Source organism: Psychrobacillus sp. FSL H8-0483, assembly GCF_038637725.1.
Classification (GTDB): Bacteria; Bacillota; Bacilli; order Bacillales_A; family Planococcaceae; genus Psychrobacillus.
In genome coordinates, this window is record NZ_CP152052.1 from 3,660,263 (window position 1) to 3,681,694 (window position 21,432).

Annotated in this window: 24 protein-coding genes and 1 rRNA gene; 8 read left to right on the forward strand and 17 right to left on the reverse strand. The window is 38.1% G+C overall.

Annotated elements, in window-relative coordinates:
- Positions 1-3: 3 nt before the first annotated feature.
- From MHB48_RS17810 to MHB48_RS17845, 8 genes are all read right to left on the reverse strand, one after another.
- Positions 4-321, reverse strand: coding sequence for a hypothetical protein (locus MHB48_RS17810; RefSeq protein WP_342599212.1), 318 nt, complete (start codon positions 319-321; stop codon positions 4-6).
- 353 nt (positions 322-674) lie between these two features.
- Positions 675-1,496, reverse strand: a complete 822-nt coding sequence (locus MHB48_RS17815) for an alpha/beta hydrolase (protein WP_342599213.1) — start codon at positions 1,494-1,496, stop codon at positions 675-677.
- A gap of 377 nt (positions 1,497-1,873) precedes the next feature.
- On the reverse strand, positions 1,874-3,400 hold the full coding sequence (locus MHB48_RS17820; protein ID WP_342599214.1) for a tripartite tricarboxylate transporter permease: 1,527 nt from the start codon (positions 3,398-3,400) through the stop codon (positions 1,874-1,876).
- A gap of 18 nt (positions 3,401-3,418) precedes the next feature.
- Positions 3,419-3,868: a tripartite tricarboxylate transporter TctB family protein gene (locus MHB48_RS17825; RefSeq protein WP_342599215.1), complete on the reverse strand. Its 450-nt coding sequence runs from the start codon at positions 3,866-3,868 to the stop codon at positions 3,419-3,421.
- Between the two features lie 54 nt (positions 3,869-3,922).
- Positions 3,923-4,936, reverse strand: a complete 1,014-nt coding sequence (locus MHB48_RS17830; RefSeq protein ID WP_342601424.1) for a tripartite tricarboxylate transporter substrate binding protein — start codon at positions 4,934-4,936, stop codon at positions 3,923-3,925.
- Positions 4,937-5,077: 141 nt separating this feature from the next.
- Positions 5,078-5,770: a response regulator gene (locus MHB48_RS17835; RefSeq protein ID WP_342599216.1), complete on the reverse strand. Its 693-nt coding sequence runs from the start codon at positions 5,768-5,770 to the stop codon at positions 5,078-5,080.
- Positions 5,754-7,364: a sensor histidine kinase gene (locus tag MHB48_RS17840; RefSeq protein ID WP_342599217.1), complete on the reverse strand. Its 1,611-nt coding sequence runs from the start codon at positions 7,362-7,364 to the stop codon at positions 5,754-5,756. The genes MHB48_RS17835 and MHB48_RS17840 overlap by 17 nt, the downstream gene beginning before the upstream one ends.
- A 1-nt stretch (position 7,365) precedes the next feature.
- Entirely contained in the window at positions 7,366-8,295 is a 930-nt protein-coding gene (locus MHB48_RS17845) for an AEC family transporter (protein WP_342599218.1), read from the reverse strand.
- A gap of 407 nt (positions 8,296-8,702) precedes the next feature.
- On the opposite strand from MHB48_RS17845, the gene MHB48_RS17850 reads away from it, so the two are divergent.
- The 6 genes from MHB48_RS17850 to MHB48_RS17875 all read left to right on the forward strand — a co-directional run bounded on the left by MHB48_RS17850 (position 8,703) and on the right by MHB48_RS17875 (position 12,600).
- A complete protein-coding gene (locus tag MHB48_RS17850) occupies positions 8,703-9,422 on the forward strand; it encodes an ABC transporter ATP-binding protein (protein WP_342599219.1) in 720 nt (239 codons plus the stop codon).
- Positions 9,423-9,434: 12 nt separating this feature from the next.
- Positions 9,435-10,175 carry an ABC transporter permease gene (locus tag MHB48_RS17855; RefSeq protein ID WP_342599220.1) on the forward strand — a complete coding sequence of 247 codons (741 nt, stop codon included), beginning with the start codon at positions 9,435-9,437 and terminating at the stop codon, positions 10,173-10,175.
- 52 nt (positions 10,176-10,227) lie between these two features.
- Positions 10,228-10,686 carry a LytTR family DNA-binding domain-containing protein gene (locus tag MHB48_RS17860; protein ID WP_342599221.1) on the forward strand — a complete coding sequence of 153 codons (459 nt, stop codon included), beginning with the start codon at positions 10,228-10,230 and terminating at the stop codon, positions 10,684-10,686.
- Entirely contained in the window at positions 10,683-11,093 is a 411-nt protein-coding gene (locus MHB48_RS17865; protein WP_342599222.1) for a DUF3021 domain-containing protein, read from the forward strand. The genes MHB48_RS17860 and MHB48_RS17865 overlap by 4 nt, the downstream gene beginning before the upstream one ends.
- A gap of 252 nt (positions 11,094-11,345) precedes the next feature.
- Entirely contained in the window at positions 11,346-11,945 is a 600-nt protein-coding gene (locus tag MHB48_RS17870; protein WP_342599223.1) for a YitT family protein, read from the forward strand.
- 322 nt (positions 11,946-12,267) lie between these two features.
- Positions 12,268-12,600, forward strand: a complete 333-nt coding sequence (locus tag MHB48_RS17875; RefSeq protein ID WP_342599224.1) for a hypothetical protein — start codon at positions 12,268-12,270, stop codon at positions 12,598-12,600.
- 126 nt (positions 12,601-12,726) lie between these two features.
- On the opposite strand, the gene MHB48_RS17880 is transcribed toward MHB48_RS17875, so the two are convergent.
- Entirely contained in the window at positions 12,727-13,686 is a 960-nt protein-coding gene (locus MHB48_RS17880; protein WP_342599225.1) for a D-2-hydroxyacid dehydrogenase family protein, read from the reverse strand.
- A gap of 22 nt (positions 13,687-13,708) precedes the next feature.
- Positions 13,709-14,443 (reverse strand): sulfite exporter TauE/SafE family protein, encoded by a 735-nt coding sequence (locus MHB48_RS17885; protein ID WP_342599226.1) that lies wholly within the window; start codon positions 14,441-14,443, stop codon positions 13,709-13,711.
- A gap of 163 nt (positions 14,444-14,606) precedes the next feature.
- Here MHB48_RS17885 and MHB48_RS17890 point away from each other — a divergent pair, with 163 nt between their 5' ends.
- Positions 14,607-15,590, forward strand: coding sequence for a PQQ-dependent sugar dehydrogenase (locus MHB48_RS17890; protein ID WP_342599227.1), 984 nt, complete (start codon positions 14,607-14,609; stop codon positions 15,588-15,590).
- A 460-nt stretch (positions 15,591-16,050) separates the two neighbouring features.
- Here the strand turns inward: MHB48_RS17890 and MHB48_RS17895 are convergent, their stop codons facing one another.
- The 5 genes from MHB48_RS17895 to MHB48_RS17915 form a co-directional block, all read right to left on the reverse strand.
- Positions 16,051-16,536 carry a GNAT family N-acetyltransferase gene (locus MHB48_RS17895; RefSeq protein ID WP_342599228.1) on the reverse strand — a complete coding sequence of 162 codons (486 nt, stop codon included), beginning with the start codon at positions 16,534-16,536 and terminating at the stop codon, positions 16,051-16,053.
- An 81-nt stretch (positions 16,537-16,617) separates the two neighbouring features.
- Positions 16,618-17,316, reverse strand: a complete 699-nt coding sequence (locus tag MHB48_RS17900; protein WP_342599229.1) for a hypothetical protein — start codon at positions 17,314-17,316, stop codon at positions 16,618-16,620.
- Positions 17,313-18,047, reverse strand: a complete 735-nt coding sequence (locus MHB48_RS17905) for a hypothetical protein (protein ID WP_342599230.1) — start codon at positions 18,045-18,047, stop codon at positions 17,313-17,315. The genes MHB48_RS17900 and MHB48_RS17905 overlap by 4 nt, the downstream gene beginning before the upstream one ends.
- Positions 18,031-18,915 (reverse strand): ABC transporter ATP-binding protein, encoded by an 885-nt coding sequence (locus MHB48_RS17910; protein ID WP_342601425.1) that lies wholly within the window; start codon positions 18,913-18,915, stop codon positions 18,031-18,033. Before MHB48_RS17910 ends, MHB48_RS17905 begins: the two co-directional genes overlap by 17 nt.
- Entirely contained in the window at positions 18,915-19,289 is a 375-nt protein-coding gene (locus MHB48_RS17915) for a GntR family transcriptional regulator (protein WP_342599231.1), read from the reverse strand. The genes MHB48_RS17910 and MHB48_RS17915 overlap by 1 nt, the downstream gene beginning before the upstream one ends.
- Positions 19,290-19,524: 235 nt before the next feature.
- On the opposite strand from MHB48_RS17915, the gene MHB48_RS17920 reads away from it, so the two are divergent.
- Positions 19,525-19,878 (forward strand): VOC family protein, encoded by a 354-nt coding sequence (locus MHB48_RS17920; protein ID WP_342599232.1) that lies wholly within the window; start codon positions 19,525-19,527, stop codon positions 19,876-19,878.
- A 150-nt stretch (positions 19,879-20,028) separates the two neighbouring features.
- Here MHB48_RS17920 and MHB48_RS17925 read toward each other — a convergent pair whose 3' ends face one another.
- Positions 20,029-20,988: a nuclease-related domain-containing protein gene (locus MHB48_RS17925; protein ID WP_342599233.1), complete on the reverse strand. Its 960-nt coding sequence runs from the start codon at positions 20,986-20,988 to the stop codon at positions 20,029-20,031.
- Positions 20,989-21,314: 326 nt separating this feature from the next.
- Positions 21,315-21,430, reverse strand: a 5S ribosomal RNA gene (rrf, locus tag MHB48_RS17930).
- Positions 21,431-21,432 lie beyond the last annotated feature (2 nt).

The window sequence follows — 21,432 nt, forward strand, 5'->3', positions numbered from 1 at the left end:
CTACTAATTTATATATTTAAAAACAAGCGCTACAAATATCAAATGGACAAGGAATCGTACAAGGTGATGACTATACGTCAGCCGTCCTTTCTTCTTCAGTCCTTCCATAATTGCGAGTATATGCAGTGCGAGAAATACCATGATTAATAAAGCAAACATCATGTTTTTATTCGGAAGAAATAAAGTTACGAGCATTCCAGTAGATACGAGTACAAATAAGAATGAACGAACTTGAACCCCTGTTTCTTTCCATTGTATCACTCCTGCAGCACCTGTTAATATTGCATACAGTCCAATTAATACATACGTTACCATGACCACTTTCATCTCTCCCATCTTTTTATATACTTACTTTAAAAGATGGAGTTAACTCCATGTCAACAAAGAAATGCAGACTCAGATCGTCATGTTTTGGTTTATATGGTCACAAAATTTTCTATCCGGTCATATTTTCGTTTATCCGGTCAGAAACTTTTTTATCCGGTCACATTTTCGTTTATCCGGTCATATTTTTATCTATCCGGTCTCAAATTATTGTTTCTATAGAAAAATGCAGACTCCAACACACGCGGAGTCTGCATTTCTATTATTCTTCATACTTTTGTATTGATAACAGAGTTAACGAAGGAAAAAGCTTATCCATTTAACTGGTAAGCTTTTTAGTATATTCATTCTTAGTTTTCAACAGACAAAAACTGTTCCACCAGTTCGTTAAATTCCTTACTATGCTCCCAGAACATCAGGTGGCCGCCTAGTACTTCGATGGAGGATTTTGGAGAAATTTTTTGCGTGAATCGAACCGCTGTATCCGCCCAATGATCTGCTACGATCGTCATTGTTGGTACAGTTTCGCTCGCTTCCTTCGCTTCTTCGCGATAATCAGAGAACATGCCTGAAGCAAATAGATTCGCTGCAATATAATATGGTGTTTTTAAAGATTGTTCCACCAGCCAATTCAACTCATCCTCTGTAACATCACGTTGCACCATGACACTTGTTGTATATGCCTTGATAAATTCCCGCTGACCTGCTGCATTGCGTAAATAGGTGTTATAGATTGCTCCAATGTCATTGAGAGGACCTTCTACCCAATCTTCCTCATGATTTGTCGACAACGCCTTTGGTGACATGTCAATGAAAATTAGTGATTTTACATTTTCATACCCGTTCTGTTTAAGATACTCCCAAACAGTTAAGCAACCAAACGACCAGCCTGCTAGCGTTACGTTCTTTAGTTCTAATGCATCAATTACCTTTGCCAAGTCCGTTCCATGTGTTACATAATCGTTTCCTTCTAGCGTAATCGACGAACGACCATGACTTCTTGGGTCGAGAACAATTACTCTATTTGTTTTGGAGAAATGTTCGACTTGATGGGTAAACACTTCCGTTGTAAATGTAAAGCCCGGGATGAAAACAATCGGGTCCCCACTTCCTACATCTTGAACAAATAATTCTACACCAGCGTCTACTTCAACAAACCTCTCTGTCACCATCCAACCCCCTTATGATATAAGAGCAGACTGAATGAATTCTTGTCCGCTCCTCGTTATGTACACCATATTCGAAAAATCTCGTAAAAATTCCATTCCCCAGAAGCAAAAAATATTCACCCTTGAAATCTATTTACCTACGAAATTAAAAAATGCAGACTCAGATCGTGAGGAATCTGGTCATGTTTTGATTTATATGGTAACGAAATTTTCCATCCGGTCATACTTGCATTTATACGGTCACAAACTTCTCTATCCGGTCATATTTTCGTTTAACCGGTCAAAAACTTTTTTATCCTGTCATATTTTTATCTATCCGGTCACAAATTATTGTTTCAATAGAAAAACGCAGACCCACCTACCCGGAGTCTGCATTCCTATCAACCTTCTTCATTTATAATAACTTTTCGTCCTCTAAGCTTGAGTAATAAAGGAACTAACAACCACGCTACAGCTGCAATAATGAAAACGAGTGATAATGGCTTTGTCACAAAGATGCTGAAGTCTCCGTTAGAGATTGTTAAAGCACGGCGCATATTGTTTTCAATCATTGGTCCTAATACGAGTGCGAGCACTAAAGGAGCTACTGGGTAATCGTTCTTTGATAATAGATAACCTAAGACACCGCACCCTAACAATAAGTACAAGTCAAACGTTGTATACTGTACTGCATAAACACCAAAGAAAGAAATCGCGACAATTATAGGGATTAAATACTTTTTCGGTGTTTGAATGATTTTTGCAAATAAGCGTACTAGTGGCATATTCAGCACGAGTAGCATTAAGTTCCCGATGAACATACTTGCGATAAGTCCCCATGCAACTTCTGGATGTTCGTCAAAAAGTAGTGGGCCTGGCTGAATGTTGTACATGATGAGTGCGCCCATTAGGATTGCAGTTGTACCTGATCCAGGAATCCCTAGTGTAAGAAGGGGAATCATTGCACCACCAGAAGCAGCGTTATTAGCTGATTCGGGACCAGCTACACCAGCAATGTTTCCTTTTCCAAAACTATCTGGGTTTTTACTGAATTTCTTCTCTGTCATGTAGGAGAAGAACGATGCAAGTGTTGCACCTGCTCCAGGTAAAACGCCGATAAAGAAGCCAAGAAGAGATCCACGTGCTATTGGTACTGCACTATCCTTCATATCTTGCTTTGTCGGTAAAATTCGATGTATCTTCGCAATCGCTCCCGATTCTTCATCACGCTCTAAAATCGTTTTAAAGACTTCACCGAGTGCAAATAAACCAACAGCAATTGTCAAAAACTCGAGTCCTGAAAATAAAATTGGTTGATCATATGTAAAACGGGCAATACCAGACACTGCATCAATGCCTATTGTTCCTAGCATAAGTCCAAAAACCGTCATGATTAATGCCTTTGTCATTGATTTTCCCGCTAGTCCGCTAACCGCAGCTAAGCCTAGTAACATCAATGAAAAATATTCGGCCGGTCCAAATTTTATGGCAACATTGGAGAGAGGTTCTGCTAGAAGCACAAGCCCAATTAATGATACAATTCCTGCACAAAACGACCCAATTGCCGATATCGCTAAAGCCGCACCTGCACGACCTTGTCTTGCCATTTGATAACCATCTAATGTCGTCACAACAGAAGATGATTCCCCTGGTGTATTTAACAAAATAGAAGTGGTAGAGCCTCCGTACATCGCTCCATAATATACCCCTGCTAATAAAATTATCGAACTCGCAGCTGCTGCTCCCGTTGGCATCCCCGAAGTGATTGTTGCCGTTACTGGTATAAGAAGTGCGACACCACTCATCGGTCCAATACCCGGTAATACTCCTACTGCAGTTCCGATGACAACACCGACAAATGCGAACAATATGTTATGCCATTGAAAAGCGACACCAAATCCGTCCGCTAGAAATTGTAATGTATCCATTGCTTAACTCCTCCTTCCTTAAAACAGTGGGAACCCTGGCAATGAACCACCAAGAAGCTCCGAAAATAAATAATAAATGCCAAATGAGAAAACTCCAGCAATGATTACTGAAGTAACCGTTTTTCCTCGTTCCATCGTTTGAAATGCAATCAATAAAAATAGAAAAGTTGATACGACATATCCAATTTTCTCTAAGAAAAATGCATATAAAACTGCGCTCCCAAAAATGATCAAAAACTTCTTATATTGAAGCTTCTCTTCCTTTGACTCTTCTGTTTTATATTTAAATGTTTCATATAACAGCCGGATACTCAGTGCGATTAAAATAATCCCAAGGCCCATCGGAAATATCTTTGGACCGACGGATGAACCATATGCGCTATCGGAAATTTTTTGACTTTCTATCAAAAATATAATTCCTATTAACAAAAAGGCGACACCGCTAAATCGATCGAATTTTTTATTCATACTTTTTATTCCCTCCTAACAGAAAAGGCGGCAACTATGGCCGCCTACATAATGTTATTTCTGCATGCCAAGTGCTGTTAATAATTCAACAATCACTTTATCTTGATCTTCTAAATAAGTAGTAAAGTCTTCTGCATTACGGTACTCACTTGCCCAACCGTTTTTCGTAAGCTCAGCCTTCCACTCTTCTGTTTCTACCATTTCTCCAAGTTTTTCAGACCAATATTTTTTAGCATCTTCCGACATTTCTTTCGGTCCAAATAGACCTCTCCAAATGGTAAACTCTGCATTGATACCAGACTCTTTAAATGTTGGTACTTCTGCTAGGTCACCTTCTAGACGTTCTGAAGAGCTCACTGCCAATACACGTACATCCCCTGATTTTACATACGTTGCAATTGTAGATGCATCCGTCGCAATCACATCCGCATTTCCACCAAGTAGAGCAGCAACCGCTTCTCCACCGCCGTCATACGAAACATACTTCACTGTTTTTGGATCGATTCCTGCTTCAAATGCAGGTAATACTCCTACAAGATGGTCCATTGATCCAGGTGCTGATCCACCTGCAAGTGTCACTGCTGTCGGATCTTTTTTGATTGCATCTAACACGTCTTGTAATGTTTTATATGCTGAATCATTTTTAACAACAATTGCCCCATAATCACGAGTTAACTGTGCAAGTGGCGTTGTATCTTTGTAACCATAAGGACTGTTACCCTCTGCTTTATTGTTATTAATAAGAATTGGTGGTGACTTTACCATCAAGACATAATCATTTTTTACTTCTTTTGTTGCAAACTCGGCCATGTAAACTGCTCCGCCGCCACCTGGTTTATTTTCAACCGTGATTGGTTTTTCGATTAATTTCGTATCATTCATTGTTTTGGCAATGGATCGTGCTGTTAAATCCCAACCGCCTCCAGCACCAGATGGAGCAACTAATGTAATATTATTCTTCGGATAGTCAGAAGATGAGCTTCCGCTTCCCCCTTCATCTGATGAACACGCTGCTAATCCGATTGACAATGAAGCTACTAAAGCAACAGACGATAATTTCTTCCACATTCTCACCGTAAATCCCCCTTAACCCCTAATTATGATAGCGTTTTCATACGCTTAGATATAATTTATCAAAACATTAAGCAAACTCAATGCTTTTGGTGATAAGTTGGATAATGATGATTAAGCTCATTTTGTTCATATTGTTCACGATGACTGAATGAAATATCTCCGTTCCGGTCTGCCCACTGTTCCGTAAGTCAACTCTGCATAAACTAGCCTTTCGGATACTAGATATTCCAAATAGCGTCTTGCAGTGGAACGGCTCACACCCACTTGTAAGCCAAGTGATTCGGCAGTAATCCCTTCCTTAATTGTTTGAATCTGATTTACTATTTTATCTTTTGTCATTGGATCGATTCCTTTTGGAGGAATGGACTCTGTATGATTTATTGGCGTTACTGTATTGTTCCAAAGTGACTTGATAAGCTCTTCTTGGACATTTCCTTTGCCCGTAAGAATATCTCTTTTGGCTTTATAAGCGTGTAGACTTTCTTTGAATTTTTCAAACGTTAATGGTTTTAACATATAATCCGCTACGCCACTTCGAAATGCTTTTTTCACAATATCTGCCTCTGCAGCTGCAGTGATGAAAATAATATCCGTATCTGGACTATGCTCCTGAATAACAGATAATAAGTCCGTACCTAAAGTATCCGGTAGGTACACATCCAATAAGACAAGGTCTGGCATATAAGAAATAATCCAATCCTTTGCCTCTTCCCCTGTATTGGCAGAACCGATAACCTGAAACCCTTCTATCTTTTCAATAAATCGTCTATGAATGTCAGAAATTCTTTTATCATCTTCCACTATTAATATTTCAATTTGCTTTGTCATGTAAATACCCCCTTTTTGGAATAGAAACGATAAACAGTGCTCCTCCCAGATCCCCTCTTTCTAGAGCAATAGAACCGCCTAAATCATCCAAATTTTCCTTTACCTTTACTAAGCCGTATCCACGATTCTCACCACTTTTTGTGGATACTTTCTCCTTCCAAACAACATCTAGTACTTTCTCTGATATCCCCTTACCAGAGTCTTCTACTTCAATTAATATTTCTTCCCCATTATCGAAAATTAACACACGAACAACACGCTCTTCTTCAGGAAAACACTCTACTGCTTCAAACCCATTTGTCACTAAGTTTCCTATAATCGAAACAAAGAGATGCTTTTGTAAATGTTTTGGTAAATTCTCTAAGTAACTATCTTCATCTAAAATAAACCGCACCTTCAATTCCTTCGCACGATTTAAAAAACCAATGACAATCCCACCGAGAAACGGATCTCGCAACCGCTTAGTCATAAATTGAATTAAGGATTGGTGTTCCGCAGTCTCCACATGGATTAAACTAAGTGCTTCATCATAAGAATTTAATTGTATAAGCCCTGAAATGGTATATAGAAAGTTATTATACTCATGTGTTTGCGCACGTAATGCTTCCGTATATTGCTTCACTTGTGACAGCTCTTCCGCTAGACGATCGATATCAGATTGAAGACGGAAACTAGACACTGCTCCTACAATTTCGTCGCCTACACGAATTGGAATACGATTGACAATTACTTTTTTTCCCCTGATTTCCATCGGACGATCTAATTGCCCTTCCCCTGATGCCATCACATGCGGAAGATTCGTATTCGGTATTACCTCCCAGATGTTTCGACCAACTAATTCTGTTTGTTCCGGTAACGATAATATTTCATGTGCTGCTAGATTCACCATGGTAATAATGCCATTCGCATCAACCATAATAATTCCTTCCCGAACAGATTCTATTAATGCATTACGTTCTGTAAATAAATTCGCAATTTCCGATGGCTCCAAATCAAACAATTCTTTCTTTATATTGCGAGCTAATATACTAGAGCCTATGATTCCTATCAATATAGCTATTACAACGATGTATGTGATATTATCGACATATTGCATAAATATGGTAGAAATATTATCTTTTAAAAAACCTACTGAAATGATTCCAATAATTTCTCCATTTTCATCCATTACCGGCGCCTTCCCCCGAAGAGCCGTTCCAAGTGTACCTGTCGCTTCCGATATATAGGACTTCCCGAACTGTAGTGCTTGCTCATTATCATCGCCGACCATTTTTTGTCCGATTCTTTCCACTACGGGATGCGCATAGCGGATGCCGTCTTTATTGCCAATAACAACATACTCTGCTCCTGTACTCTCTTCAATAGCAGAAGCGATTGGTTGCAATACCTCCGTTGGATTTTCCACTTGGAAACCAGCTACAATATCTGGTCGTTCCGCTGTTGTGATCGCGATACTTAGCGCTCTCTCCCCTATTTGCCGTTCAATAGCATTTGAAATAATAAAGTAAAAAGATATGCCGATCACAATTGCCACTAAAGTTACAAAAAGTGCTCCAAATCTGAAAATACGTGCTTGTAAAGAACTCTTTTTCATACTACCCCCACAAAATATTCGAAATATAAATCACAATCGTTACTGTAATACAGCTAACGACTGTTGAAAACAACACAATCTGTGCTGCTAAATTGGCTTCTATATCGTACTCCAGTGCAAGCGTGGAGCTATTCCGAGAGGTCGGAAATGCGCTTGCGATAAATAATGATTGCGCCACTACCCCTTCAATGCCCATCAACAGGATCAACCCAAGCGCAAGGATCGGACCTAAGATTAATCGACCAAACGTGCTTGTTAATATAACCTTATTAAATATCGTTTTAATATCGAGTTGAGCTAATTGCGCACCCAACGTAATGAGCGCAATTGAAATAAACGCATTCGCTAAATAATCAAGCGGAATTCGCAAAAAGATAGGAATACCGATATCCCAAAAATTCATCACTGCCCCAAGGATCAACGCATGAACAAGAGGTAATCGAAGCAAGCTACGCAAAATATCTAACCCCGACTTGGTAGAAGAAATTAAATTATATAAGCCATATGTATACGTAATAATGTTTTGAAAAATCACAATGATAATTTGAATTGACGTACCAAGAGGATTCGCGGCGAATAGCATCTGGCTAACAGGTATACCATAATTACCGGAGTTTATTAAAACAATACTATTTTTGTATATGGCTGATTGATTTCTATTTAACCTTAGGAGTTTACTAATGATAGAACTCAATACCATTAAACAAATACTGAAAATCACCAAGTAGATGACAATTTCACTCAATACCCCTGCATTCACTTTTGTTTCATAAATATTAATAAAAACAGCAGCCGGCATTAAACAATACGTAATCAAATTTGATAACGCCTTCAAGTTAAACTGAAACTTCAGCTGCAGACCTGCTCCAATCCCAAGCATAATCAGAATAGGGGCAACCACTTGAAAAAACACCATTCCCAAATATACCATCCGAATTGCTCCTTTCAAACCTCCCCACATTATCTCATTCTTTCAAATTTTCTGCTATACGTCATTTTGTGTAGAATGATGCCGACAGGATGAAGCGCTACATCCGCAATCATGGTGAACGGTCATACATTTGCTTATGCAATCACAAGTTTAATTATCCAGACGTATTTTTTTCCATACGGTCACAATTTTTTATATCCGATCATATTTCTAATTTTCCGGTCATCAATATAGCTCCCAACATGAAGTCAGGAGCTCCTTCTCCTATTATTAACTCCCCTCCTGTAATTGACCGCTCATTTTCTGCAAGTTACTCCTCCATTATTGCCAGTCACCGAAAAACGGCAGACCTCCATACATTTCCGACATACACTTGGAGTACAAAGAAAATTATTGGAGGGTTCGCAGTGAATATCATCGAAGTCAGCAATCTTAAAAAAGCGTACGGTACGAACAATGTGTTACAAGGGGTGGAATTTCAAGCAAAGGCTGGTGAAGTAATTGGAGTCATCGGAAAAAACGGGGCTGGTAAATCAACCTTTTTAGAAATACTCATGACGATTAAGCAGTACGACGCGGGGAAAGTCGTTGTTTTGGAGAACGATATTAAGTCTATATCGACCAATCGATTAGAGGAAGTTCGAAAACAAATTTCCGTCGTATTGCAGCCAACTCAGTTTTATAAAATGTTGAAAGTGGAGGAATTGTTGAAGCTTTTTAAGTCGTATTACAAATCATCGGTCGATATTAAACAAATTATGGTTGACTTTAAATTGGAGCCTTATCGTAAGAAGTACTTCGATAAGCTTTCGGGTGGCTGGAAGCAAATCGTGAGTCTTGCTATCGCATTTTTATCTGAACCGAAACTGCTTATATTGGATGAACCAACTACCGGACTAGACCCACATATGCGCAACATTCTTTGGTCTTACATTACGGAATACAATAATCGTACTGGTGGCACGGTCATTTTGACGACACATAATATGGATGAAATTGAGCTTTATTGCGATAAGGTAATGTTGATCAATAACGGGGTCAATGAAGTGTTCGATACAACAGAAGGAATTTTAGCATCCGGTTATAGTTCGATCCATGAATTTTATCTGAAGAAAGTATCTATTTAAGGGGGAGAAAACATGTTAATCACACAATTAAAATATGACTTATTAATGTTTTCAAGGGAGATTTTTTATTTAGTATTTAGCGTTTTTGTACCGCCCGCAGCGTATATTTTCATGGGGCAATTGTTTGGGGACCAAAGTTATGCTGGCTTAAGTTATGCACAAACGTACACCCCTTCCTATATTTTGCTCATTACGTTTACTGTCGTCTTCTTTGCTTACGGTTTTGACCAGGTGACCCATCGCACAACGGGAGTAGAGAAACGAATTAGGCTTTCACCTGTTTCGAAAACTACACTCTTGCTGTCTAGTATCATCCGTTCGACTATCATTACTAGCTTAGGATATGTGCTCATTTACGCAATCGGCATGGTTATGTATGATTTGCAGTTCCGGTTCATGGAGGCACTCGCTTCTTATGGATTCTTCATCTTACTAAATGCAGCGCTTCTCATTATGGCATCTGCCATTTATTCCTTCTTTAAGAATATGAATAGTGCTTTAGTGTTCTCCATTGTGAGTTTCCAAGTCGTTATGTTTACGGGTGGTTTTGCCATGCCGATTAACCTAATGCCAAAGTTTATTCAAGTCATTGCAGACTTTAATCCGTTGTATCATATGAATACATTATTTATCGCTGTATGGAATGGTCAGCTAATATTAGACAATAGTACACTCCTCTCCATTGGCTACATTCTTGTACTTGTCATTATCTCTTTAGTAGTTATCAGTATCATGAATAAACGAAAAAATTGACAGACAATTAAAAAATAAACGGTTACACTATGAAAGAGAGGGGTGTCCGTGAATGAAAGTATCATTAAACATTGATAGTGATTTTAAAGAAACAAAAGTAAAGATTGAAACTCCAGAGTTAAGTGATTCTGTGCAAGAGATTCTCGACTTTATCAAGGGACACGAAACCCAATTCCTTGTTGGAAAAGTTGGCGAAATGCAGCACATTTTAAAACCTGGTGAAATTCACTATTTCCATACCGAAAATGAAGGAGTTGTCGCTATAACTACTTCTGGTTCCTATAAATTAAAAGAGAAACTGTACGAATTGGAGGAAATGCTTCCTTCCAATAAATTTATCCGCCTTTCGAAATCAGTCATTGCAAACTTACATGAATTAAGTCGTTTTGAGGCATCGTTTAACGGAACACTTTGTGTGTATTTTAAATCGGGTGCTAAAGAATATGTCTCCCGAACTTACGTCAATGCTATTAAAGAGGCCTTGAAGATGAACAGGAGGAAAAATGAATGAAAACCTTTCTATTTAGAAGTATGATTGGCATTTTCTTCGGTGCATTCATTGCTGTGCTTTCCACAAATGCAGTCGTCCTATTTAGTGGGAGAGAAATGCTCGATGGTCAATTGTTCTTAAAAAACTCATTAGGGAGTATCGCGTGTGGATGGCTATTCTCCGTATCCTCTCTTTACTTTGAAATTCCAAATCTGCGATTATCCCAACAGACTGCTCTTCATTTTATGACAGCCGTTATTCTATACTTCCTGTTAGCTTTTGGAATTGGCTGGATCCCTTTTCATTTGACTAGCTTTTTAGTTGCAATCGTCCTTTTCATTACAGTCTATGTCGTACATTGGCTATCTTTCTATCTATATTTCAAATCGCAAGCGAAGAAGTTAAATGAAGAATTGGATTTGCTATAACTAGAATCATATCTTTGTTTTTATATCCGGTCATAACAAGAGCTCTCAACATTGCGCTGAGAGCTCTATTTTGCCATTCAAACCAAACATTAGAACACTCACTACACTGACTTTCTATACCACAAAATAAAGTTTATTTAAAAGAATGAGTATTTTCTTCCATGTTTACTCATAGGTATGATATAGGAATGACTACCGCCAACTAAACATCTTCCTTTGCCAATACATCTTATGTACTTAAGGAGAACTTATTTGAAATTGATAAAACTATATAAGCTATATTTTTTTGATCTCCTCTTTAAAATTCCATGGATAATTTCAGGAGCCATACTCACAGCTATTAGTCTTGAAGTGATTTTATTACCAAACGGTTTGATTGATGGAGGCATTACAGGTATTTCCATTATGCTTTCTGAAAAACTAGGATTTTCGTTAAGTATTTTACTTTTCTTCTTAAATATCCCCTTTGTCCTTTTAGGTTATAAACATTTAGGGAAACGTTTTGCTTTTTCAGCTACACTAGGTATCTTTTCTTTAACGATTGCAACAGGTGTTTTAGAAAAATTCCCACTTTACCTTGAAGGGAATTCAATATTAATCATAATTATAGGTGGGATTTTACTGGGAATGGGGATAGGGATTGTCCTTCGTAATGGAGGGGCTTTAGATGGTACTGATGTGTTAGCATTACTTTTCTCAAGTAAAACGTCATTTTCTGTGGGAGAATCCATTCTTGCAATTAATATCTTCATTTTTATTTTTGCTTTACTCCTATTTGGATGGAAAGGTGCTTTAATTTCAATAATTACTTATTTTATTGCAACGACTGTTATTGATTTCGTCCGGATTTAGAATTTCCAAAGAATGAATTATGAATTTTGAACGTATAGTAACATAATCCATGGCCTCGGATTTCTTTATTAAGAACTTTACTTTGTTAAGGCTTCTTCTGCATTTTTAAAACTTAGTTCAAATCGGTCACTCATATACCTCACCCCTTTGCCTTCAACTAAGCCGCCCCTTTAGTTGAACAAGAAAAAGAGTTGCATTATAACGTAATGCTCTTCCGCTAAAGCCCCGTTAGCCATCCATGAAGCACCACTCTTTTACTCTTTTTTAAATATGTACGTACAAGAAAGGATCAAGTTTTATCAAATAGGTTTAAAAGAGATCTATGCATTATGATAAAACTGCAGTTGTCCCACTAGATTTCACTACTCGATTGCATGCAATGAAAGAAAAGATTGACGGAGATATATTTAAACAAGCCGGCATTTCTTCGGACGAGCTTGTGGCAGAGATCGATAACGTCCTAGCAGTTACAGAAGAAGTTAATGCAAAAGTAGCAAAGGTAAATGAAGACTACTTAGATTCTCTGACTGAAGGAGATACACAAAAAACTAAAAAACTATATGATGAAAGCCGAGAGTTGAACAGTGGCTTGCTTGCTGCATTTACGTATGCAGAAGATCATTTTGTGAAAGAGGTTGGGCGAGATACTGACTAAGTTGAAATAAAAAGTAAGCTGTCCCATGAGTTGATTTTTAACTCGGGGACAGCTTTTTTTGATAATGGTTGGTCACGTTTTGGGCTAGGACATACGCTTTTTAGCGGCTTTACCACATAATCTATTTTAGTTTAGTTGACGTATCACTTTCCCATCAAGAAATGCTTGAATGTCCTCCACTGCTTCTCGAAAATATGTGCTGTAATTTCCCTCACTCACATAGCCGAGATGTGGAGTTGCCAACACATTTTGGAGCGTGCGGTAAGGATGATTTGCCGGAAGTGGCTCCATGTCAAACACATCTATCCCTGCTCCCGCAATCCAGTTTTCACGTAGTGCTTCTATTAATGCCTCTTGGTCGACAATGGCTGCTCGAGATGTATTAATCAAATAAGCTGAGTTTTTCATGAGCTTTAATTCATTTGTACCAATCAATCCTCTTGTTCGATCACTCAGCACAAGATGAATCGAAACAAAGTCGCTCGTCTCTAGAAGTTCTTCTTTAGATGTTGCTAGCTGCACACCATACTTGTCTGCCTGCTCTTTAGTTAGGTTTTGACTCCATGCAATAACTTCCATACCAAATGCTTGAGCAATTACAGCCATTCGAATTCCTATTTTCCCAAGCCCTAGTATTCCTAGACGCTTGCCGTATAGGTCTGCCCCTACCGTACTTTGCCAAGGCCCATTGTTTCGAAGCTCTTTGTTTTCTTTTGTAATTTGGCGAGCAAGATTTAATAACAGGGCCCAAGTTAACTCTGTCGGTGGCTCCGACATACTCGCAGTACCACAGACAATTACACCTTGTTTTGTTGCTACAGTGAGGTCGATTGATGCATTTCTCATACCAGATGTGATAAGTAATTTTAGTTTCGGGAGTTGATCCATAAGAGAAGCAGTAAAGGGTGTTCGCTCGCGCATAATAACTACTATATCAAAATCACAAATTGCTTCGATTAGCTGGTCTTCCCTTTCAAAATGATTCGTGAAGGATTGTACCTCAACCCTATCGGATATAATAGCCCAGTCCGCCATATTTAGTGCTACATGTTGATAATCATCTAGAACTGCGCAACGCATTTTCATCCTTCCTACTCCCCCAAACAATTTATTTAAAATAATCTACCACAATTTGCATGATTAATAGAACTGTAATTATTCGAAGTAGTGGTTTAACATGTTGTGATTTTAATTTTCTTGCTAATCGTACTCCAAGCTGGGCACCTACAATTGCTCCTAGCATTAAAGCAAGTGTTAGCGGCCAAATAATCTTACCTGTGGATATATACGTAATGGATGCACCAAAGCAACTGGCGAATACTCCAATGCGAGACAGACCAACCGCACGAATATAAGCAATCTTTTGGCTTGCATATAAATACATGGCAAGTGTGCTGCTCCCTGGCCCAAACATGCCATCGTACATACCAATTCCAAGTAATGCAGGCCCTGTTTTTTTATTCACACGTAAAGATTCTGTTCCTTCAAAGTTTCCTTTTCCTATGAAGGAAGTAATAAATGCAAAACTGAGTAATACAATTGCGATTATGGTCAATGTTTCGCCGGTCAAAAATGAGGCGATAAGTCCGCCTAAAATACCTCCACCTAAACAAAACGCCACAACCGAAAGCGCTTCTTTGGTTGTAACTTCCTTCTGTTTAAATATAACAAGGAAGCTAGTAAGTGAACTGACTGTATTGGATACTTTGTTCGCACCAATTGCTGAGTGAACAGGTAGGCCCATAAGTAGCATCGTTGGTAAGCTAATAAGCCCTCCCCCTCCTACTAATGTGCCGACGACATTTCCTACAACTCCTACCATAAAAAAGAGGATAAATTCCATTGTAGAGCCTTCTTTCCAAACGTTCTAATGTAGATTTAGCATACCTCTCTATTATCGATAAGTAAATTCGATTGTCTGTATCGATTGCCATTTGAAAAACTTATCGATTTTTAGAAGGTGAATGTATAAAGAAAAGGGAAGTATTATTATAGGAGGGATTCATATGAAGAGGTTATTACTCTTATCGTTTATTTTATTCGGCTGTACGAATGAAGAAATAGTTGCAGAAAAAGTTGCTACCAATTTAAACACTCCATGGTCTATTAATCAATATGAAGATACCTTCTATATATCCGAGCGTGTCGGAACGATTGCTAAAATAACGAGTGATGGCAAGGTTGTGCATGAGGATGTGAGGCTTTCTAATGATTTATCTAATGCTTCAGAAGCCGGTTTACTTGGATTTGTATTGAAGCGTAATTTTGCCAATTCACAGGAAGCATTCGCTTACTACACCTACGATCAAAATGGAGATGCCTTCAATCGCGTCGTAACAATAAAACGGATAGATGGGGCTTGGCATGAAACAGCAATTCACCTAGACGGGATTCCTACAGGCAATATCCATCACGGCGGTCGACTAGAAATCGGACCTGATGGCCTTCTATACGTAACGATAGGGGATGCAGGTAATCCCGATAACGCTCAGGATCATACAACATATAACGGAAAGATTTTGCGAATGAAGGAGGATGGCTCTTTCGAAATCTTTTCCACAGGACATCGAAATCCACAGGGACTAGCTTGGGATTCGAACGGCACACTTTACGAAGCAGAACATGGGCAAACGGCAAATGATGAAATAAATCGAATCGAACAAGGGAAAAACTATGGTTACCCAGTTATTCAAGGGACTAAAACAAAAGAGGGATTAGAGACACCAATCATTACTTCCGGTAACAATGAAACGTGGGCTCCTTCGGGTATTACTTTCCACAAAGGAAAACTATATGTTGCTACTTTAAGGGGTGAAGCAATCAAGGTTATTGATCTACCCACAAATAAAGTCGAGCGTTCGATCATAGGATTCGGACGTGTACGTGATGTATTTTCTGACGGAGAATCGCTTTACTTTATTACGAATAATACGGATGGTCGTGGGTCACCAAGCGCAGATGACGATGTGTTATATAAATTAAATGAGTAATGAGATCAAGAACTCGCTTTTTGATTAAATATAACATCTAGGTGATTCCGTTGCAGGCGGACGCTTTCCGCGGGCGGTCCGTGAGCCTCCTCTGGCCGACAGGATGTTGGTCACAAAGGCGTTGCCACACGAGGTGGCGTTCTTAGCCTTTGTTCCTATGTGCGCTCCTGCGGGGTCTCACCTGGACGCGCTTTTCCCGCTGGAGTCGCCGTCTTCCACTCCAATCACCATAAAATAAATACTCAAGTTAATTTCATAAATAGTACTTTGTCATTAAAATACGAATATCTATGACTTCGTTGGTTGAAGCGACAGGCGGTGACTCCAGCGGGATGAGTGAGACAGATAAGGCATCATAAACGACGCGTAGCGGCGGTGACGGCTTATCGCTCACCCCGCGGAAAGCTTCCGCCTATAATGGAAATCAACTATATTGATGTATCAGGTGTAGGGGATTTTTTTATTCAACTGGAATCGGCAACTTCAAGCTCATAGCGATTTGTACACCAGATCTTCCAGTAAATCGCTTACCTTCATCGATAAATCCTGATTGTAGATAGACTGATTGCGCTGCTTTATTTGCTTCATTCACACCAAGTACAATTTGATTTACATGAGGAAAATGTTTTGCTGTAAACGCAGGTAGTAGCCTCATCGATTTTTTAGCAATACCACGCCCTTGAAAGTCTGGATGAACTGAATACCCTCTAAGTAATATACTATCTTGCTCTTCTGTATAGTTAAATTTATCGTCTCCAGTATATAGCACAAAGAAGCCAGCCACTTTCTCCTCTTCCAATATAACAATTGGATTGTACGTAGGTGTATTTTCACTTCGAACTAGTAATTTAAGTGGATGTGCTGTGAATGTGAGATGTTCTTCCGAAAGTGGATAATTTTCGAATGCCGTTCTATATTGTGATTCATACTTAGTAAGTGTAATCATGTACTCAACCCCTTTTTATATTAGTATAGCAAATTTTCGAAAAATAAAAGGCCCTCACATCGAAGTAAGGGCATATACCTTTTAGTAAAATTGGAATCCCAATTCATCTACTACGTTTATATGTTTTGGTACTTTCAAGTGTACATACGTTTCACCACGTAATTGTCCAAATTCGCTCTCAAGTATGTGGTCATTAAATGAAAGGCTGGCTAACTTATCGGAGAACTTATAAAATGTAAATTCCTGCTCAGCAGAATTTTTTATAACTAGTTGATCACCTTCCCATTCCATTTTTGATACTGGGATTTTCTCCTTTAAGTTCATTCCATACATAACTAAATTTGTCCGATACACTTTTCCTTCCACCAATTTTTCCTTCGAGTCCGTCCATTCTACATATACCTTTACAGAAGGGTGATCTGAGCCTGGAGATACTATATTTATTTCCTCTCCCTCTAATTCCTTTGTCCATTCCTCCACTAAAAATGCTGAATTGAGGTTGCTAACTTCTTTGCTCAGAAATGCTTGCTCAAAAACATCATTTTCAGTTTCAAGCTTTTTAAACTCTTTCGTCGTAATTGTTTCTTCCCCTTCGACGAGCAGAACTTCATACACTACAACTGATAATAAAAGAATTGCCACATATGCGCTTATTACCCATTTGTTCAGTCTTCGATTCCAGCCTATATACTTTACCGCTCTCTTCACTCCTCGCTGAATAACCCAAGAAATGACTAGGATAATAAGAATAGGAATGATGGCAACCACCCAACTACTCATGGCCTAACCTCCAATCTATTCGAAGCGACAATGGCAAGAGCAAAACAAGTAATCGATATAACAAGTAGCTTAACAAGTAAAACCCACATAGAAACATTTTCATAAAATAAAAAATTAAGAACTATTGGCCATAAGTCTGCCATCAACAAACCTATTACAATAATAGGTAAAAGCAAAAGTAATAGTTTATTCTTCTGTGCTAACATTCCTACCAAGTAACCGCTCGAAGTTATCGTTAATATTATAAGCGTCACAACGATGAAGTTCAAAATTGAACTAAGCGGATCATCAAAAAGGCCAGGACTTCTCATATATTCAGCTTTATTGGAAAGTAGAAGTATTACTCTTCCTACATAATTCATTAAAATCGACGTTGTACCAGCGAATAGACTTATCAATAAAAGCACAATTATATTTGCTAAATTACTACTTAGACGAGTTGCAACAAAGGAAAAGTCATCATATAGATATGCTTTTGTCGTCAGAAGATGACCTACAAAAAACGCCCAAATTCCAACAAAAAGAAATATAAGATCATTCGTAACCAAATATACTTTTACCCAACCGTAATTCAACCCGCTTCCCATTGAACTTGTTCCATTTAATGAAAAAAGAAGGCCAAGTATCTGCACAATAATAAGTCCCATAAATGCACTCATATATGCATTCAACTTAAACTTCACTTGTGCTTTAACGACTTCTCCTAAAGTGCGATTACTTAAAAACATCATCGATTCCTCCCTTCCTATCACTCGTTACATACATACAAACATCACTAGCGGATATAGAATGGACAGTAACTCCTTCTGTCCGTACTTTTTCAAGAGAAGGATTTACTTTTACAACAACATATCGACGCTGATCTTCTAGCTGTTTGGAATGAAGAATCTCTTCATCAGTAGTCCACTTTTCTACTATCTCTAAAGGACCTTGAATTCCAACCGCGTGCTCCTTTACCTCATGGAGTGATTTATGAAATACCACTTTTCCTTTATGAATTAAAAGAATATCCTCTAGCAAATGTTCTATTTCTGCTAAGTGGTGACTAGAAATCAGAATCGATCGAGGATGCGCTATATATTCCTTGAGCAAAGCTCTGTAAAAATCCGTTCGAACTGCTTCATCCATCCCGTTTGTAGGCTCATCAAACATAGTTAACTCACAACGAGTTGCTAATCCGAAGATCATATTAAACGTGGCTTGTGATCCTTTAGATAATTTTGAATGCTGCTGCTTTGAATCCAAATGAAAATAGTCAAACAAGCGTGTAGCAAGCTCCGCATCCCATTTCGAATAAAAACTCGGTGCAGTTTGTAAAATTTCTGCTAGCGTCAAAGAATCTGGAAAACTCATCTGATCATCCACTAAAATACTGTTCCCGGATACAGTTAAATCATTAAATGGCTTGTTAGAAAATACTTTCACCACTCCTGAACTTTCTTTGATAAACCCTGCTAGTATTTTTAACAATGTTGTTTTTCCGGCACCATTACGTCCAATCAATCCAGTAATTTTTTGATCTTCTAATTGAAATGTTATATCTTCAAGCGCATTTTTTCGCATATAACGTTTTTTTAGATTTTTACATTCAATGACCATCACTGTGTTTCCCCCTCACACTTTTTTATTAGATAGATGAGTTCCTCTTCTGATACAGATAACCTTCTTGCTTCTAATACGAGCTCCATGGCCATACGTGTTAGCGTTTCACTCCGTCGTTTTTCCAGAATCTTTGTTTTCGCTTCTGGTGTTACGAACATGCCAAGTCCTCTTCGCTTATACAAAATCTGTTCTTCCACCAGTATCGTCAAGCCTTTAGCGGCCGTCGCTGGATTAATATTAAAAAGATCCGCTAATTGATACTGCGAATGCACTTTTTCATCGCTCAAAAATCGATCTGCTATTATTTCATTTTCTATCCATTCGGCTATTTGAATGTAAATAGGCTTCGTTGTATCTGCGTTTAAATTCATGAGGCTACTCTCCTTTCCTTTGAAACTTAGTGCATTAGTGTTGTAATGTAGTATATAATAAATTTAGTAAATAGTCTAATTAATTAGAACTAAATAAAACAGATAATTTGTTGAATGTGGTTTTCTACACACTCAATGCAAAAAGTAAATTTTACATTTTTTGCGAAACTTTATGTTCTGTAAAGGATTTTTGGTTTTAATATAGAATAAATAAGTAAAATGGAGGTTATTTAAAATGAAATTAGGACAAGTTGCAGTAAACGTAGAAAATGTAGAACGCGCAGTTGTGTTTTATAAAGAGGTAATTGGGCTACCACTACTATTTGAAACAAATGGATTGGCTTTTTTTCAATGTGAAGATACAAGACTACTTTTAAGTCGTCCGGAAACGGAAGAGTTTGACCACCCAAGCTCCGTATTGTATTTTCAAGTAGAAAATTTACAGGAAGAAGTTGCACGAATGAAAGAAGCGGGCGCACTATTCATAGATGAACCGCATATGGTTGCAAAAATGGGCGACACCGAAACATGGATGGCATTCTTTAAGGATACAGAAGGCAATACACATGCACTAATGAGTGAAATTTAATATCTAAGTCCCTCTCAGAGAGGGGCTTTTTTGTTTTTTGGCTTCGCATTTAGATCAACCATCCGATTTTATTGCTAAGCCATCCGATTTTTGAATATAACCATCCGATTATTTTGCTAAACCATCCGATTTCTACCGATAACCATCCGATTATGACTTTTCTAGCCAATTCCATTTATAAATGGTTTTATTGTTATCTCCGAATCTTGTTAAGTTCATTGTTTCCAATATGCGTAGTGAGGTTTGATAAGAACTTAAATGCAAAAATTTCCTACACTCCTTATTGGTAAGACTATCTTTAATTAGTACAAACCAATCTTTTATTGCTCGTTCATGCGCCCGGCGATCAATATTACAACAAGAAGAACAGTACCAACCAGCCTTTAATTTTTCCATCCCAAATCTACCACATTTCCCACACAGAACCCCAGTAATCAAATCTTCTGGATCAATCCTCCAATTCTTGCACATTGGATAAGGAAAATAAGCTTGATGGGCCTTTGCAATACTATGAGCCAAGTCACTCATTTGCGTGAGAGTTAAATATTCTTTTTCTCTTGGTAACCTCCTCAAAAAAACAGGAATACTTGTAGCATAGATAACAGATGTATGATCTGGAGGGTTAACTATTTTAGACTTCGTACTATTAAATACGACAACTCCCATAACCGGGATATCAATACCTCGTACACTCAACCACTCTCCTAACAAATATATATTTCGATCCACCTGTACTTCTGGACTCTCAAATCCATCTATCTGACCGTTCTCTAATTCACGCTTTAAATAAGGTGGTTCCTTCTCAAAACTTAACTCACCTACAATATTCTTGCACTCTAAAACCACAACATAGTACGGACATATAAACAAAGTATCTATTTGAAATTTACCATTCGAGCTCAAGTTTAGGTCATGCAATACACAGTAGTTAAAGGGGAACTTATATTTATTAAAAACTTCTTCCACTATTGTCTCGCCTATAATTCCTGCTTTTGCTGACAAGATTTTCGAATTAATGACTTTTTTCATCGGGTGTTCATCAGGCAACCGCTGATATAACATCTCCAACCCTATGTATTTATAGTCGATTGTACGTTTTTTAATAATCAAGTCATCCCTCCTTTTTTGCATAATACCACATATGAAAAAATTGTAAATTGAACTAATAAGAAGACAACTTCATTTTAATCAATAAATAAGCATTAAAATTGCATTTTAAGCCTAAATAAAGCCCTAAAAATCAATTTCAATTTTTTATCTGTGTCGACATATGCTACTATTTCCCGGGAAATGTCTTTTTATAGAATGGTCAATCAAACATCAATCGTGCAATAAATTCTTTTTTCACATAGTGTAAAAAGCTTCGTCTATCACTGAACAATTTTTTTACACGACAAAAAAAGCCGCTACCGATTTCTCGGTAACGACTTCTTAGTGCCCAGCGACGTCCTACTCTTGCAGGGGGAAACCCCCAACTACCATCGGCGCTGAAGAGCTTAACTTCCGTGTTCGGTATGGGAACGGGTGTGACCTCTTCGCCATCATCACTAGACT

Bases quoted from the DNA above. Each gene is read 5' to 3' on its own strand.
- MHB48_RS17900 (WP_342599229.1), bottom strand. From the start codon at position 17,316: ATGAGTAGTTGGGTGGTTGCCATCATTCCTATTCTTATTATCCTAGTC.
- MHB48_RS17860 (WP_342599221.1), top strand. From the start codon at position 10,228: ATGAAAGTATCATTAAACATTGATAGTGATTTTAAAGAAACAAAAGTA.
- MHB48_RS17905 (WP_342599230.1), bottom strand. From the start codon at position 18,047: ATGATGTTTTTAAGTAATCGCACTTTAGGAGAAGTCGTTAAAGCACAA.
- MHB48_RS17910 (WP_342601425.1), bottom strand. From the start codon at position 18,915: ATGGTCATTGAATGTAAAAATCTAAAAAAACGTTATATGCGAAAAAAT.
- MHB48_RS17845 (WP_342599218.1), bottom strand. From the start codon at position 8,295: ATGGTATATTTGGGAATGGTGTTTTTTCAAGTGGTTGCCCCTATTCTG.
- MHB48_RS17880 (WP_342599225.1), bottom strand. From the start codon at position 13,686: ATGAAAATGCGTTGCGCAGTTCTAGATGATTATCAACATGTAGCACTA.
- MHB48_RS17855 (WP_342599220.1), top strand. From the start codon at position 9,435: ATGTTAATCACACAATTAAAATATGACTTATTAATGTTTTCAAGGGAG.
- MHB48_RS17815 (WP_342599213.1), bottom strand. From the start codon at position 1,496: ATGGTGACAGAGAGGTTTGTTGAAGTAGACGCTGGTGTAGAATTATTT.
- MHB48_RS17885 (WP_342599226.1), bottom strand. From the start codon at position 14,443: ATGGAATTTATCCTCTTTTTTATGGTAGGAGTTGTAGGAAATGTCGTC.
- MHB48_RS17840 (WP_342599217.1), bottom strand. From the start codon at position 7,364: ATGAAAAAGAGTTCTTTACAAGCACGTATTTTCAGATTTGGAGCACTT.
- MHB48_RS17890 (WP_342599227.1), top strand. From the start codon at position 14,607: ATGAAGAGGTTATTACTCTTATCGTTTATTTTATTCGGCTGTACGAAT.
- MHB48_RS17835 (WP_342599216.1), bottom strand. From the start codon at position 5,770: ATGACAAAGCAAATTGAAATATTAATAGTGGAAGATGATAAAAGAATT.
- MHB48_RS17820 (WP_342599214.1), bottom strand. From the start codon at position 3,400: ATGGATACATTACAATTTCTAGCGGACGGATTTGGTGTCGCTTTTCAA.
- MHB48_RS17865 (WP_342599222.1), top strand. From the start codon at position 10,683: ATGAAAACCTTTCTATTTAGAAGTATGATTGGCATTTTCTTCGGTGCA.
- MHB48_RS17915 (WP_342599231.1), bottom strand. From the start codon at position 19,289: ATGAATTTAAACGCAGATACAACGAAGCCTATTTACATTCAAATAGCC.
- MHB48_RS17875 (WP_342599224.1), top strand. From the start codon at position 12,268: ATGCATTATGATAAAACTGCAGTTGTCCCACTAGATTTCACTACTCGA.
- MHB48_RS17920 (WP_342599232.1), top strand. From the start codon at position 19,525: ATGAAATTAGGACAAGTTGCAGTAAACGTAGAAAATGTAGAACGCGCA.
- MHB48_RS17830 (WP_342601424.1), bottom strand. From the start codon at position 4,936: ATGTGGAAGAAATTATCGTCTGTTGCTTTAGTAGCTTCATTGTCAATC.
- MHB48_RS17825 (WP_342599215.1), bottom strand. From the start codon at position 3,868: ATGAATAAAAAATTCGATCGATTTAGCGGTGTCGCCTTTTTGTTAATA.
- MHB48_RS17895 (WP_342599228.1), bottom strand. From the start codon at position 16,536: ATGATTACACTTACTAAGTATGAATCACAATATAGAACGGCATTCGAA.